The following is a 13,645-nucleotide window of genomic DNA, read 5'->3' on the forward strand; positions in this document are numbered from 1 at the left end:
TCGTCACTCGGATCGACGCCGGGCCAGCGCACCGCTTGCACCGGCAAGTCCTGGGCTGGCGCAACACTGCGCATGCAGGTCGCGAGCAAGCAGGACGACTTGTCCCTCGGTTGCCGGGTCCATGTCTTCGAACATCTCTTCGCCAGGCAGCGACGAGGACGGTAACGCACGCCCGAACGGCTGCTGCGAGACCAGTCGCCAGGCATCCGCATACAACGGCTCGGCAGTGTCCAGCAGCGGCGAAGAGAGCAGCTGATCGAGCACCGGCATGGCCGCTCGATTTCCCTGCATCGCCATCGCTTCGAGCTCGGCCAACACCTGCTCAATCTCCACATGATCAGACCCAGAAAGCGGCGACGGCTTGTCGTCGGTCGCGAGCGCAGGCTGACGCTCCAGCACGGCGCCTGCACGTCGGCGCAGCAGCTCCAACCGCGCATCCGCGCTACCGGCCGTCGCCGCCTGCCGCAGCAATCGGTCCACCTGCGCGTCGTTGCCGGCACCAAGCTGTCGACACGCACGACGTTGCGCCAGGCGGTTACGCCGCGCCGACGCGTCCGACGCACTGGCGCTGGCATCACCCGCCCCGTCGTCGGCCACGCCGAGTGCCTGCGGGGTCTCGGCCATTGCGGTGCAGCGCATGTAGGCCTGCGCACGCGCGTACAACGCCTCGGAACGTGCGTCGGCGCGATTGGGCAGCGCAGGCGGCGCTGCTCGATCGTGATCGGCGGCGATACGCGCTGCCGGCTGCGCAGGCTGGGCCATGTCGCTATCGCACCCGGACAGCATGAGCGCGACAAGCAAAACAACGTGCCATCTATGGAGCATGCCGTCGCCTCACTGCTTGCGCTGTTGCTCACTCGCCACGGCAGGCCGTTGCGATGGAAGCACGGCGCTGATGCCGCCACTCGCTGCCAGCGTCTCTTGCAACATCTGCGCAATGGCACGATCGCGCCGCTCCTCACGCAACTGCGCTTCGATCATTCCACCGACGTGATCGAGCGTAGCGGTGTGTTTTTCGTCCAGGCGAATCAGGTGATAACCGCCTGGGCCGCGTACCGGCGCGGAGACCTCACCCACCGACAGCGAGCGTACCTGCACCGCGAACGGGGTGGCCAGGTACAGACCGAACATGGACGAGAGCTGCCCGCCTTCGACAGCCGTCGCGCCATCGTCGGACTGCTCGGTGGCCAAGCGGCCGAAATCCTCACCGGCATGCACACGGGTCCGTAGCATCTGCGCACGTTCCAGGGCTTGCGCCTGGGTCAGCGGATGACGGTGCGAGCCAGCCTCGGGACGTTCGGCAACGAAGACATGGCTCAGTCGGAATTCGTCGAAATCGCCGGGTCTTTCCGCAAAACGCCGTGCAACATCCGCCTCCGAGACCGTGGCCTGCTGCAGCAGGCGATCACGCTCAGCCTGCGCCAGCACGGTATCGGTTGCCTCGCGCAGTAAAGCCGCAGTTTGCGGATCGTTGTAAAGGCCCTCGGACCGCGCGCGCTCGGCAAGCATTGCACGTTCGGTCGCTGCGCTGGCAGCAGCATCGCCGGCTTCGGCAATCGGCGCTGACTCCGTGGCCACAGGTGCGTCCGTCGCATCCGCACCAGCGTGAAGCGGCAGCGCCTGAACCTCGATGCACGCAGCCAGCAGCAGCAATGCGCCACACGTTACCCGCACAGAACTCAATGACATATTGAATACACCAGACATAGCATCTCCTATCGGGGGCAGTGCGTAACAACACGGTGCAGCCAGGTGTTGTGTGCATCCCAGAAAATAGTGGCTCGACTCTTTCAGTCATTCCGGTACGCCACTGTTGGCCGTACCGGAGCGATCAGCGTTTCAACCATTACGGGGCGTAATGGGAGACGCGCCTGCCGTTGGTTTTCAATGTGCGCATAGCGCCCTTCGGGTCATCTGTGGTGATCAGCCCGAAGCCCTGCGACATCAGGAAGGCGATGTCGCCGCGATGGTCGGCGGTATCGGATTTACCCTGGTAACTGGAGAAGTTCTTCGATAACGCATAGCAGCACGACCCATTGTTGTTGTAGAACCTGCCCGCCAATGGACCATCGGGAATGGCCTGAAATACGCCAATGCGCTTGCCGCTGGCACGGGCGGCATTCTTTTGCCCCTGTAGCAGGCCATCGTCCTGCTTGACGTTGATTTCCAGGGTATGCGCGTAGTTTTGCCATTCGACTCGGCTAGCTGGAACATCGATGCTGGACAGCATGTTGGTGGTGTAGACCGGAATGGCATGCACGTATTTCGCATTGCCTGCGAATGTCGTGGGGTGCGGGAACAGCGTGGCATTGACCTTCATCGCCACCACCTGCTCTGGATGATTCGGAAACGCGCGCAGCGCAGCGGTATGCACGGCACGCACTCCATCGGCCGTCTTGACGTCGAAGATCAACGGCAGCTGCATATTGTTTTTCCTCCAGTATGCAAACAGCTCATCCAGGCTGTAGACCTCCCAAAGGGTCACTGTGCGGCGATCCGGCGTGAGCAGATGCAGCCGCTTGATGTCTGCCAACGACATGCTGCTGACCAGCGGATTGGAGCCCAGGCCATTGATGGGGTTGTACTTGGGACCACCCACCACGGTGTACACATCCGTGGTACGGCCAAGGTTGTAGTCATGCATCAGCACCGGCATACCATCCTTGGTGATCTTGACGTCCAGCTCCACGCCATCCATGCACTGGACATCGGCGGTGAGCACTGCACGGCTGGAATTTTCTGGCAGCGAGGGATCGCTTGCGTACTTACCCCAAAGACCGCGGTGAGCAAGCACCAAGGTATCGGCGGTGAACTTGTCATTGAGAATTTCCGCCATCTTGTTGGCGGTGTTGCCGCACGATGCGACCGCAAGTTGCGGCAAGGCCGCCAGTACGGCCAGTGCGCTGAGCAGGCGGCAGGCACGCGCCAGGGGATGTGGTGCTGAGAGAATCGGCATGGAGGATGTGTCCGGGTTGGCAGTGCTGAGAGGAAGGGCAAGGGATGGACGAGAGCCGATGGGTCGACGCAACCGGCGAACTCGCTTGCAGCGCACTCGCCAGCCGGTCGATACCGGGGAGAGGCCAAGCCGTGCGTGATCAGCGTTCGGCTTGCGGGCCAATTTAGTCACTCTCCATGACTTAATTTCTTCGCTGGTGTTGCGGTTGTTCGCGATCGCGCAGGCGTTGCGTGAAAAACGAAGTAGACGACCGCAATCGCGTCGTAACACGCAACGCCGCCGCGATGGCGGCATGCGCGGGCAGCACGGTGGGTCCTGCGTATCGACATCTGAAGCCGCTCGCATCTTGGTCAGTAACGCGTTGGATCACTGCCTGCCTGTGCGCTCTGACAACCGTCGATCGCTGCGAACCGGCCGTGGCGCTGGCGGACGCGCGTCGCTGCGCGGTCTCACCCTCCGCCAAAACGCAGAACGCCGGCACAAGGCCGGCGTTCTGCGTTGACAGCGATGGGTTACGCGATCGGTCAGTGACCCGACGCACCGCTGGCACCCAGGCCGGTTTCGGCACGGATCTGCTGCGCCTTGAACGCCGCGCGTTCGTTGGCAGCCTGCGGGCTGCGATCCAGCACCGAGAACAGCCAGATGCCGACAAAACCAATGGTCATCGAGAACAGTGCCGGCGAGGTGTACGGGAACGGCGCCGACCCGGCCGCGTTACCCAGCGTGTCCACCCACACCGACGGCGACAGCACCGTGAGCACCAGCGAGGAGATCAGGCCCAGGAAACCGCCGGTCACCGCGCCGCGCGTGGTGCAGTTCTTCCACAGCAAGGACAGGATCAGCACCGGGAAGTTGGCCGACGCGGCGATGGCGAAGGCCAGCGACACCATGAAGGCCACGTTCTGCTTCTCGAACACGATGCCCAGCAGCACTGCGATCACGCCCAGCACCAGGGTGGTGGCACGCGAGACCTTCAGCTCCGAACCCGGCGCCGGGTTGCCCTTCTTGATCACCGTGGCGTACAGGTCGTGCGACACCGCCGAGGCACCGGACAGGGTCAACCCTGCGACCACCGCCAGGATGGTGGCGAAGGCCACCGCCGAGATGAAGCCCATGAACACGTTGCCGCCGACCGCATTGCCGACCAGCACCGCCGCCATGTTGGCCGCACCCTTGCCGCCGTGGATGGTGCCGGTGGCGACGTCCGCAAACTGCGGGTTGGTCAGCACCAGGGCGATCGCACCGAAGCCGATGATGAAGATCAGGATGTAGAAGTAGCCGATCCAGGTGGTGGCCCACAGCACCGACTTACGCGCCTGCTTGGCATCGGGAACGGTGAAAAAGCGCATCAGGATGTGCGGCAAGCCGGCGGTACCGAACATCAGCGCCATGCCGAAGGAGATCGCCGAGATCGGGTCCTTCACAAAACCGCCCGGACCCATGATCGCCAGGCCGGCCTTGGCCGCGTCGTCGGGCGATGCACCGCCGTTGGCCGCAATCGCCGTCTTCACCCGCACACCCTCGGCAAACAGCGCCTCGAAGCTGAAGTTGAAGTGCCACATGATCGCCACGGCCATGAAGGTCACGCCGGTCAGCAGCAACACTGCCTTGATGATCTGCACCCAGGTGGTGGCGGTCATGCCGCCGAACAGCACGTAGACCATCATCAGCACGCCGACCAGGGTCACTGCCACCCAGTAATCCAGCCCGAACAGCAGCTTGATCAACGCACCGGCACCGACCATCTGTGCGATCAGATAGAACAGCACCACCACCAGCGTGCCGGAAGCGGCAAAGCTGCGGATGGCGGTGGGCGCGAAGCGGTAGCCGGCCACGTCGGCGAAGGTGTACTTGCCGAGGTTGCGCAGCCGTTCGGCCATCAGGAAGGTCAGGATCGGCCAACCGACCAGAAAGCCGATGGCATAGATCAAGCCGTCGTAGCCGTTGGCCATCACCGCCGCGGTAATGCCCAGGAACGACGCCGCCGACATGAAGTCGCCCGCGATCGCCAGGCCGTTCTGGAAGCCGGTGATGCCGCCGCCGGCGGTGTAGAAGTCAGCAGCCGACTTGGTCTTGGCCGCCGCCCATTTGGTGATCCACAAGGTGCCCAGCACGAAGAAGCCGAACATGCCGATCGCCACCCAGTTGGTGGGCTGCTTGTCGACCTGGCCCATGTCGCCACCGGCGGCCAGCGCGAGGCCTGCCGGCAGCAAGCCGGCCAAAATCAGAAGAAGGCGCGAAGTCTTGCTCATTTGCGGGCTTCCTCCAGGATCTGCGCGGTCAGCTGGTCGTAGGTGCTGTTGGCACGACGCACGTAGATGGCGGTGATGACGATGGTGAACACCATCACCCCGATCGCGATCGGAATGCCGATCGAAGTCACTCCATCGCCGATGGGTTTGGCCAAAAATGCCTTGTCGAAAGCGATCAGGCCGATATAGCCGAAATAGGCCAGCAACATCAGCACGGTGAGCGTCCAGCCGAGCGTGTTGCGCTGGCGCTTGAGCGCGTGGTACTTCGGATTGGCATCGATCTTGGCGATCAATGCGTCATTCGAGACGGTCATGGTCTGTCTCCTGGAGTGCGGGCAGCACGGCCCGCCCACATGCGTGGCGGGCGGCCGATGGGTGAACCTTTAGAAGCTGTACTTGGTGGTGAACTGCAGGCGCGAGATGTCGCCGGAATCGCCGTTTTCGGCTTCGCGGCGGCCGTACATCAGCTCTGCGCCCACATCCACCTTGGGTAGTGGCGAATAGAAGACGTTGGCGCGGATGCTCTGCTGCGACTTGCTCGCCAGCCCGCCGGTGTTGGCCAGCGAATGGTCGTAATCCACGCGCGAATACATGATGGTGCTGCGCAACTTGGCGTTGTAGTCGTGCCGCCAGGCCACCCAGCCGGCCACCGTGCTGACGGTCTGGATGTTGCCGTCGATGTCGATTTCCACGTCCGAGCCGTTGCCCAGGCCCAGATAGCGGCCAAGGCCTTCGCCGTAGGCCAGCTGGTAGCGCAGGTCGTTGCTGGAGTTGATGATCCAGCGGCCGCCGCCGGCGATGGCGCCGCCGAAGTCGGTGTCGTTGGTCAGCGCGCTGCGGGTGCGGTACTGGCGTGCGATCGCCGACAGACCGAACGTGCCCCAGGTGCCCTTCCAGTTGTACCGCGCGGTCAGATCCGGCATCGCGCCATGGTCCGAGGCCAGGATGGTGTTGCCGCCCCGGTATGGCGTGGTCAGCGTTTCGGTGTTTTCTGCCGACACGCTGAAAGCGCCGCGGGTGTAGCGGATCTGGGTCTGACGGCTGAACAGCGCACCGTCGGTCGGCCCGACGATGTCGGCCGCTTCCGGCAGGATCGTGGCGTCGACGAAGTTGGACCAGGTCTGGCCGGCCAGCCAGTTGTTCCAGCTCATGTAGGCGTGCCGCAAGGTGCCGCCGTACAGATTGTTGACCTGGTTGGCCAGCGCGTTGCCGAAGAAGTCCAGTTCGATGAACCCAGTCAGCTTGTCGCCGTTTTCGGTCACCGTGTCCACGCCCAGGTTGAAGCGCGAGAACTTGGCATGGAAGTCGGTGTCGGTGCTCGACGCCTGTCCCCCGACAGGCGTCTGCGTCGGGATGTACAGGTAACGTCCCACCGCACCTTCAGGCAATGCGCCGTCGCTGGTGCGGGTGGTCATGAAGTCGGCCTTGATGAAACCACCGTAACGAAACGTTGTCCCCGGCAACGCGTTCGGCGTGATGCTGGTCAGCTGGATCGGCTTTTTGCCGGCCGGGAGCGCTGGCGCGGGCGGAGTCTGCGCCTGCAAGGTGCGCACCTCGGTGACCTGCGTCTGCGTCTGGGCAATCTGGCCCTGTTGTTGTTGCTGCGCGGTCACCAATAGTTGGACCTGACGCTCGAGCTCGGCAATACGTGTTTCCAGCGCCTTTTCCTTTGCCGTCTGCGCGAACGCAACGCCCGGCAGAATGCTGGCCACGAACAATGCGGCCGCCAACGGATGGCGCACCAACGGTGCAGTACGGTGTTTCATGGAACCCTCTCCCCAATGAAGGCCTCGCGCTTGATGGCGATGCTGTGCGGAGCGTGAGGCAGTCCGCGGTTTGCAGCCTATTCGCCTTTGGTCGTAGCTGCAACGCAGCATTCCACAAGGTGACCGATGGTCGCACCAGGACCCGCAATGGATGTGCGCCAGCGCACGCCTTAGGTTACGACCATGGTCTAACGCGCCGTTGACCGCCGGGACAGAATGGATGCGGCACACTGATCGCCTACCGAGGGCAGCTGCCGTGCCCTCTCCCAACAAGTTCATCGCAAGTGAGGGTGCCATGGCTGATGTTTATCCCGTCGATCCCGCGTTCGCCAAGGGCGCACGCGTCAATGGCGAGCAGTACGCAACGCTGTACCGCGAATCGATCGAGCATCCCGAGCAGTTCTGGGGCAAGGCCGCGCAGCGGCTGGACTGGTTCAAGCAACCCACCCAGGTCAAGGACGTCAGCTTTGCGCTGGACGACTTCCATATCCGCTGGTTCGGCGACGGCGAGCTCAACGCCAGCGTCAACTGCCTGGACCGCCAGCTCGCCACGCGCGGCGACAAGACCGCGCTGCTGTTCGAGCCCGACAGCCCGGATGCGGCGTCCTACCCGGTCACCTACCGCGAGTTGTACGAGCGCGTCTGCAAGCTCGGCAACGCGCTGCGCAACCTCGGCGTCAAGAAGGGCGACCGGGTCACCATCTACCTGCCGATGATCGTCGATGCGGCCGTGGCCATGCTCGCCTGCGCGCGCATCGGTGCGGTGCACTCGGTGGTGTTCGGCGGTTTTGCCGCCAACTCGATCGCCGACCGCGTGATCGACTGCCAGAGCAAGCTGATCATCACCGCCGACGAAGGCCTGCGCGGCGGCAAGAAGATTCCGCTCAAGGCCAACGTGGATGCGGCACTGAAGATTCCCGGCACCAATACGGTCGAAACCGTGCTGGTGGTGCGCCACACCGGTGGCGCGGTGGACATGCAGGCGCCACGCGATCGCTGGTTCCATGACGTGGTCGATGGCCAGCCGGCCGAATGCGAACCCGAGCGCATGAACGCGGAAGATCCGTTGTTCATCCTCTACACCTCCGGTTCCACCGGCAAGCCGAAGGGCGTGCTGCACACCACCGCCGGCTATCTGCTGTTTGCCAGCTACACGCACGAAGTGGTGTTCGACCTGCGCGAAGACGACATCTACTGGTGCACCGCCGACGTGGGCTGGGTCACCGGCCACAGCTACATCGTCTACGGCCCGCTCGCCAATGGCGCCACTGCGGTGATGTTCGAAGGCGTGCCCAACTACCCCAACGTCTCGCGCTTCTGGGACGTGATCGACAAGCACCAGGTCACCTTGTTCTACACCGCGCCCACCGCGATCCGCGCGCTGATGCGCGATGGCGAAGCGCCGGTCAAGCGGACCTCGCGCAAGAGCCTGCGCCTGCTCGGCAGCGTCGGCGAGCCGATCAATCCGGAAGCCTGGCGCTGGTATTACGAAGTGGTCGGCGACAGCCGTTGCCCGATCGTGGACACCTGGTGGCAGACCGAAACCGGCGGCATTTTGATTTCGCCGCTGGCCGGTGCGGTCGACCTCAAGCCGGGGTCGGCCACGCTGCCGTTCTTTGGCGTGCAGCCGGCGCTGGTCGATGCCGAAGGCAAGATCCTGGACGGCGCCACCGAAGGCAACCTGGTGCTGCTGGATTCGTGGCCGGGCCAGATGCGCAGCGTCTACGGCGACCACCAGCGGTTCATCGACACCTATTTCCGCACCTATCCGGGCAGCTATTTCACCGGTGACGGCTGCCGCCGCGATGCCGATGGCTACTACTGGATCACCGGCCGCGTGGACGACGTGATCAACGTGTCCGGCCACCGTATCGGCACTGCCGAGGTGGAAAGCGCGCTGGTCTCGCACCCCAAGGTCGCCGAAGCGGCGGTGGTGGGCTTCCCGCACGACGTCAAGGGCCAGGGCATCTATGCCTACGTCACCTTGATCGCCGGCGAGAACCCCAGCGAAGAGCTGCACAAGGAGCTGGTGAGTTGGGTGCGCAAGGAGATCGGCCCGATCGCCTCGCCCGATCACCTGCAGTGGGCCCCCGGCCTGCCGAAGACGCGCTCGGGCAAGATCATGCGCCGCATCCTGCGCAAGATCGCCGAAAACGCACCCGATCAACTCGGCGACACCTCCACCCTGGCCGACCCGTCGGTAGTGGATTCGCTGGTCAATGAGCGGCTGACGCGCTGACGCGCGTTGGGAATGGGGAATGGGGAATGGGGAATCGTTAGAGCGGTTCCCTGAGGAGTGGGAAGTAAATCGTCGGATTGGGAATTCGTAAAAGCGGGTTCCCGACCCCTACATTTATTCATCGCTGCCAATTCTCATCTTCAACGTCACCGCATCGACGCTGTTGCTGTTTGCTGTTTGCTGTTGCTGTTGCTGTTGCTGTTTGCCGTTGCTGTTTGCCGTTGCTGTTTGCCGTTGCTGTTTGCCGTTGCTGTTTGCCGTTGCTGTTTGCTGTTGCCGTTGCTGTTTGCCGTTGCTGTTTGCTGTTGCTGTTGCTGTTGCTGTTGCTGTTGCTGTTGCTGTTGCTGTTGCTGTTGCTGTTTGCTGTTGCTGTTGCTGTTTGCTGTTGCTGTTGCCTTTGCGATTCCCGATTCCCCACTCCCGGCCCCTCAATGACCACCCTGCTGATTGCCGATGACCATCCCCTGTTTCGCGAGGCCTTGCGCGGGGCGGTGCAGCGGGTCATGCCGGGCGTGCAATTGTTCGAAGCCGACAACGTGGATGCGTTGTACACGCTGGCCGATGCGCAACCGGACGCGGACCTGCTGTTGATGGATCTCAACATGCCGGGCGCACAGGGCTTCAGTGCCCTGGTGCATATGCGCTCGCTGCATCCGCAGTTGCCGGTGGTGGTGGTGTCCGCACGCGAAGAACCCACGGTGATGCGGCGTGCCATCGACCATGGCGCGTTCGGTTTCATTCCCAAATCCGCCGACTCCGACACCATCGGCCGCGCGCTGGCCACGGTGCTGGATGGCGAGCGCTGGATTCCGGCCGAAGCGCAGAATCTGCCGCCCACCGATAGCGAAGAGCGCGAGGTCGGCCAGCGGTTGCGCGATCTCACCCCGCAACAGTTCCGCGTGCTGCAGATGCTCGGCGCGGGCCGGCTCAACAAGCAGATCGCCTACGATCTGGGCGTGTCCGAAGCCACCATCAAGGCGCACGTCACCGCAATCCTGCGCAAGCTCGGCGTCACCAACCGTACCCAGGCCGTGCTGATGGCCGGCAAGCTCGCCATCGACTCCGACGGCATCGTGTTGCCGCCGCCGGAAGACGACTGACGCGCGCAGCGGTGTGTCTGCGGGCGTTGGGGTTGGTCGGGAAAGCCCTGTCGCGCCCGGGTGCGCTCCTACGTGTGATCCCACCACGTCTGCCTTCGTCGTTGGTGGGCAATCGATAGAATTGCCGTGCAACACGACACGACATCAGCGTAGGAGCGCACCTGGGCGCGATGGGCGTTACCGGTAAAACTTGTTTTGCAGAAGAAACCTGATGCGTACGGCTGCGACGGACGTTACCGGGAAAGCTCCGTCGCGCCCAGGTGCGCTCCTACGTGTGGGGCTTGTGGCGTTTACTCCGGCGCGCGCACGAACAAGACGTTCAGATCGCGCATCGGGACGAAGTTGGCCTGCTTGAACTGGAAGGTCAACGGGTCGATCTTTTTCAACTCGCCGTCGAAGCACAGGCTCAGGATGTCGCTGGCGGCCTGCTTGCGGATGGTCAGCTGGAAGTCCTTGATCGGGCCGTTCCAGTTCTTGCCGGTGGTGAGCACGTAGCGCAAGTTGGCCCAGGCCAGACCGGACTGGCCTTCGCGGCGCTGCATGCTGGTCTTGGTGGCCGGTTCGATACAGGAGTCCTTTGCATAGGAATCCAGCAGATACGTGCTGGGCTGCGGCACACCCGTGGACAGGCTGGGCACATACGCATGCCGGATCTGCACGCTGCGGCGCGCCGGAAATACCTGTTGCCAGACGAAGTACTCGTTGAGGGTGAAACGCGGTTGCGCGTCGGCATCGACCCAGCGCGCGGGCAGCGGTTTACGGGCCTTGGGCGGGGTGCCGGATTCGGGTAAGGCCTCCACATCGTCCTGGGTCCACCCGGTGGCGGCAAACGCCTTGGAGATGTCGCTGCCGTCGTCCAGCAACACCACCAACTTGCGCGTGGTGGCGATCGGCTTGCCGTCCACCCACAGTTTGAAGTCGGTGAGTTCGCTGTGGTCGGCCATGCCGAAATACATTGGCGGCATCGGGAAGGCCACCGGCACGCTGAGGTCGCGCTCGCTGTTGTTGGTAAACACGTAGTCCACCTGCACGCGTTCTTCGCTGAGCAGCAGCGCCTCCTTGTCCATGCTGATGTCGGGCTGGTGCAGCAGCCGGATAGTGCCGTTGTCGTCGCCAAAACTGCTGTCGTTGGCGTGCGCTGTCGCACAGACGAACACCGCCAGCAGCAGCCGGCGCGCCATTGAATCCTTGTGCATCGCTCCCCCAAAACCGGCACGTACCGACGCGCCGCACTGCACAGCATGCCATGCACCGCGCACTGGCAGATGGCAGCGCGCGACAGCTACGCGCGCACTTGTCGCAAGACTTGCCTGCAGCCGCGTTTGCGCAAACCGCCCGCATGTCTTCGCACAACGGTGGCAAGCCCAAGCGCACCAACCTGATCGCATCGGTAGACGGCATGGCGCGACTGCTGTGTGCGTTACCGGTCGCAAGGCCTGCCTGCAATCGCGCTTGCACAAACTGCCCGCATGTCAGCGCACACCAATGGCAGGCGCAAGCGCACCGGCCTGATCGCATCGGCAGATGGCATGGCGCGACTGCTGCTTGCGTTACCGGTCGCAAGACCTGCCTGCAGCCGCGTTTGCGCAAACCACCCGCGTGTCGTTGCCCAACGATGGCAAGCCCAAGCCCAAGCGCAACAGCCTGATCGCATCGGCAGATGGCATGGCGCGACTGCCGCGTGCGTTACCGGTCGCAAGGCCTGGCTGCAGCACTATTTGCGCAAACCAACCGCATGTCATCGCCCAACGGTGGCAAGCCCAAGCGCAACAGCCTGATCGCATCGGCAGATGGCATGGCGCGACTGCCGCGTGCGGTACCGGTCGCAAGGCCTGCCTGCCGCACTATTTGCGCAAACCGTCCGCATGTCATCGCCCGACGGTGGCAAGCCCAAGCGCACCGGCCTGATCGCATCGGCAGATGGCATGGCGCGACTGCTGCGTGCATTACTGTCGCAAGGCCTGCCTGCAGCACTATTTGCGCAAACCGTCCGCATGTCATCGCCCGACGGTGGCAAGCCCAAGCGCACCGGCGTGATCGCATCCACACCTGCGCACCGCGCGACATCGCAGTTGTCGATATCACCATTGACCATGAGCTGATGCCTGGGCAAGGCTCGGGCATCAAGGACGCTTTGGAGTTGGCATGGCGCGACGTTTTCCCTGGCTATGGATCGGCCTGCTGATGGCCTGTGCATTGATTGCGGCGCTGGCGTGGCAAAACCGACAACTGCGCGTGCAGCAGCAATGGCTGCAGACACGCATCAGCACGCCGTACGAGGGCATGTACGTGCCGCGCATCGAGGCGATGGACGCCGACGGCCAGCGCCATCTGCTGGGTGCACCGCAGGGGCCGGCGCAGGTGCTGTTCTTTTTCACGACCACGTGCCCGTACTGCCAGCGCTCGGCACCGACCGTGCTGCGCGCGGCGCGGCAGTTGCAGGCCAACCTGCCGGGCCGACCGCAATTACTGGGTGTGTGCCATTGCGATGCGGTGCAGGCCGCGCGCTATGCGCATGTGCATGGCTTCGATTTTCCGGTGGTCACGTTGACCGATCGTCGCGCGCTGATGCTGTTCCGTGCGCGCAACGTGCCGCTGCTGATGGCCATCGATGGGGACGGGCGCGTGCGCCATTCCCATGTTGGCGTGTTCGATACCACGGAGCGGGTGCAGGACCTGGTCGCCGCCTTGGGCCGCACGGATGCGCCAGCGGCTTTTGCAACGTTGAGGGAGTAATGCATGAAAAAGCGTTGGGTAAGCTTGCGCAGTGCGTTGATGGCAGCGACGTTTCTGGCCAGCACCGGCTTCGGTGCGTTCCAGGTGATGGCCGTGGACGGCGCACAGCCGAAGGCCGAGTCGTGTAGTGCATGGGCCTGCAAGGCCGAGTGTCCGGAGTTCGGCGGCGATTTGGGACAAGGCAACGTCTGCTACTGCTGCGGTTGAGTCCAGCGGCGGGGCCATCAAGGCCCCGTCCTCTGCGGTGACGCGCACGCGCCCAGCTTGGCGTAGAACCGCTGAAACTACTGCTGGAAGACCAGCGCGATCTGCTCGTTGATGCACTGGAATCCGCATGCAGTGCGCATGCAGTGCGGCGTCGCGGATCAGTTGACGAGGTCTCTCACTGATTCTCTTCGGGATCTTGCACGGCATATGCAGCGGCGCTGTCAGCGTGCTGACTACGCTTGCAAACTACGATGCGTCAATCGACCGTTTCCGCGGTCCATGACGGTATAGCGTGAACCCCACATCGTCGCGGCATTGAAAGCCGCAGGCATGCAAGGCAACACAAGGCCCCACGCGGCAGATAAGCACCGTGTCTCCACGAGTTTGTC

Annotated in this window: 13 protein-coding genes; 5 read left to right on the top strand and 8 right to left on the bottom strand. The window is 63.5% G+C overall.

Translation table 11 applies throughout. From position 1 onward, the window contains the following. Positions 1-3 precede the first annotated feature (3 nt). The 6 genes from ACZZ0O_RS04575 to ACZZ0O_RS04600 all read right to left on the bottom strand — a co-directional run bounded on the left by ACZZ0O_RS04575 (position 4) and on the right by ACZZ0O_RS04600 (position 6,974). Entirely contained in the window at positions 4-762 is a 759-nt protein-coding gene (locus ACZZ0O_RS04575; protein ID WP_463592342.1) for a hypothetical protein, read from the bottom strand. A gap of 72 nt (positions 763-834) precedes the next feature. Further along, positions 835-1,578 (bottom strand): peptidylprolyl isomerase, encoded by a 744-nt coding sequence (locus ACZZ0O_RS04580; RefSeq protein ID WP_463592343.1) that lies wholly within the window; start codon positions 1,576-1,578, stop codon positions 835-837. Positions 1,579-1,846: 268 nt separating this feature from the next. Continuing rightward, positions 1,847-2,956 (bottom strand): glycerophosphodiester phosphodiesterase family protein, encoded by a 1,110-nt coding sequence (locus ACZZ0O_RS04585; RefSeq protein ID WP_115563387.1) that lies wholly within the window; start codon positions 2,954-2,956, stop codon positions 1,847-1,849. 524 nt (positions 2,957-3,480) lie between these two features. Continuing rightward, positions 3,481-5,208: a cation acetate symporter gene (locus tag ACZZ0O_RS04590; RefSeq protein WP_055846771.1), complete on the bottom strand. Its 1,728-nt coding sequence runs from the start codon at positions 5,206-5,208 to the stop codon at positions 3,481-3,483. Further along, on the bottom strand, positions 5,205-5,522 hold the full coding sequence (locus ACZZ0O_RS04595; protein ID WP_055846769.1) for a DUF485 domain-containing protein: 318 nt from the start codon (positions 5,520-5,522) through the stop codon (positions 5,205-5,207). The genes ACZZ0O_RS04590 and ACZZ0O_RS04595 overlap by 4 nt, the downstream gene beginning before the upstream one ends. A gap of 69 nt (positions 5,523-5,591) precedes the next feature. After that, entirely contained in the window at positions 5,592-6,974 is a 1,383-nt protein-coding gene (locus tag ACZZ0O_RS04600) for a DcaP family trimeric outer membrane transporter (protein WP_055846766.1), read from the bottom strand. 295 nt (positions 6,975-7,269) lie between these two features. Between ACZZ0O_RS04600 and acs the strand changes: the two genes are divergently transcribed. Then, positions 7,270-9,213 carry an acetate--CoA ligase gene (acs, locus tag ACZZ0O_RS04605; RefSeq protein WP_463592344.1) on the top strand — a complete coding sequence of 648 codons (1,944 nt, stop codon included), beginning with the start codon at positions 7,270-7,272 and terminating at the stop codon, positions 9,211-9,213. Positions 9,214-9,327: 114 nt separating this feature from the next. Here acs and ACZZ0O_RS04610 read toward each other — a convergent pair whose 3' ends face one another. Next, entirely contained in the window at positions 9,328-9,645 is a 318-nt protein-coding gene (locus ACZZ0O_RS04610) for a hypothetical protein (protein ID WP_463592345.1), read from the bottom strand. On the opposite strand from ACZZ0O_RS04610, the gene ACZZ0O_RS04615 reads away from it, so the two are divergent. Then, positions 9,645-10,313 carry a response regulator transcription factor gene (locus tag ACZZ0O_RS04615; protein WP_055850166.1) on the top strand — a complete coding sequence of 223 codons (669 nt, stop codon included), beginning with the start codon at positions 9,645-9,647 and terminating at the stop codon, positions 10,311-10,313. The two genes, ACZZ0O_RS04610 and ACZZ0O_RS04615, sit on opposite strands and share 1 nt — an antisense overlap. Before the next feature lie 290 nt (positions 10,314-10,603). On the opposite strand, the gene ACZZ0O_RS04620 is transcribed toward ACZZ0O_RS04615, so the two are convergent. Then, positions 10,604-11,509, bottom strand: coding sequence for a DUF4424 domain-containing protein (locus tag ACZZ0O_RS04620; RefSeq protein ID WP_463592346.1), 906 nt, complete (start codon positions 11,507-11,509; stop codon positions 10,604-10,606). Positions 11,510-12,178: 669 nt separating this feature from the next. Between ACZZ0O_RS04620 and ACZZ0O_RS04625 the strand changes: the two genes are divergently transcribed. The 3 genes from ACZZ0O_RS04625 (at position 12,179) to ACZZ0O_RS04635 (ending at position 13,256) form a co-directional block, all read left to right on the top strand. After that, on the top strand, positions 12,179-12,415 hold the full coding sequence (locus tag ACZZ0O_RS04625) for a hypothetical protein (protein WP_463592347.1): 237 nt from the start codon (positions 12,179-12,181) through the stop codon (positions 12,413-12,415). A 70-nt stretch (positions 12,416-12,485) separates the two neighbouring features. Continuing rightward, positions 12,486-13,049, top strand: a complete 564-nt coding sequence (locus ACZZ0O_RS04630) for a peroxiredoxin family protein (RefSeq protein ID WP_323523335.1) — start codon at positions 12,486-12,488, stop codon at positions 13,047-13,049. Between the two features lie 3 nt (positions 13,050-13,052). Next, positions 13,053-13,256 (top strand): hypothetical protein, encoded by a 204-nt coding sequence (locus ACZZ0O_RS04635; RefSeq protein WP_039421648.1) that lies wholly within the window; start codon positions 13,053-13,055, stop codon positions 13,254-13,256. The last annotated feature ends 389 nt before the right edge of the window (positions 13,257-13,645 follow it).

The sequence above is a fragment of the Xanthomonas sp. AC360 genome (assembly GCF_979258225.1).

Coding starts and splice junctions, on each gene's coding strand:
- ACZZ0O_RS04575 (WP_463592342.1), bottom strand. CDS start 762: ATGGCCCAGCCTGCGCAGCCGGCAGCGCGTATCGCCGCCGATCACGAT.
- ACZZ0O_RS04585 (WP_115563387.1), bottom strand. CDS start 2,956: ATGCCGATTCTCTCAGCACCACATCCCCTGGCGCGTGCCTGCCGCCTG.
- ACZZ0O_RS04590 (WP_055846771.1), bottom strand. CDS start 5,208: ATGAGCAAGACTTCGCGCCTTCTTCTGATTTTGGCCGGCTTGCTGCCG.
- ACZZ0O_RS04595 (WP_055846769.1), bottom strand. CDS start 5,522: ATGACCGTCTCGAATGACGCATTGATCGCCAAGATCGATGCCAATCCG.
- ACZZ0O_RS04600 (WP_055846766.1), bottom strand. CDS start 6,974: ATGAAACACCGTACTGCACCGTTGGTGCGCCATCCGTTGGCGGCCGCA.
- acs (WP_463592344.1), top strand. CDS start 7,270: ATGGCTGATGTTTATCCCGTCGATCCCGCGTTCGCCAAGGGCGCACGC.
- ACZZ0O_RS04615 (WP_055850166.1), top strand. CDS start 9,645: ATGACCACCCTGCTGATTGCCGATGACCATCCCCTGTTTCGCGAGGCC.
- ACZZ0O_RS04620 (WP_463592346.1), bottom strand. CDS start 11,509: ATGCACAAGGATTCAATGGCGCGCCGGCTGCTGCTGGCGGTGTTCGTC.
- ACZZ0O_RS04625 (WP_463592347.1), top strand. CDS start 12,179: ATGTCATCGCCCGACGGTGGCAAGCCCAAGCGCACCGGCCTGATCGCA.
- ACZZ0O_RS04635 (WP_039421648.1), top strand. CDS start 13,053: ATGAAAAAGCGTTGGGTAAGCTTGCGCAGTGCGTTGATGGCAGCGACG.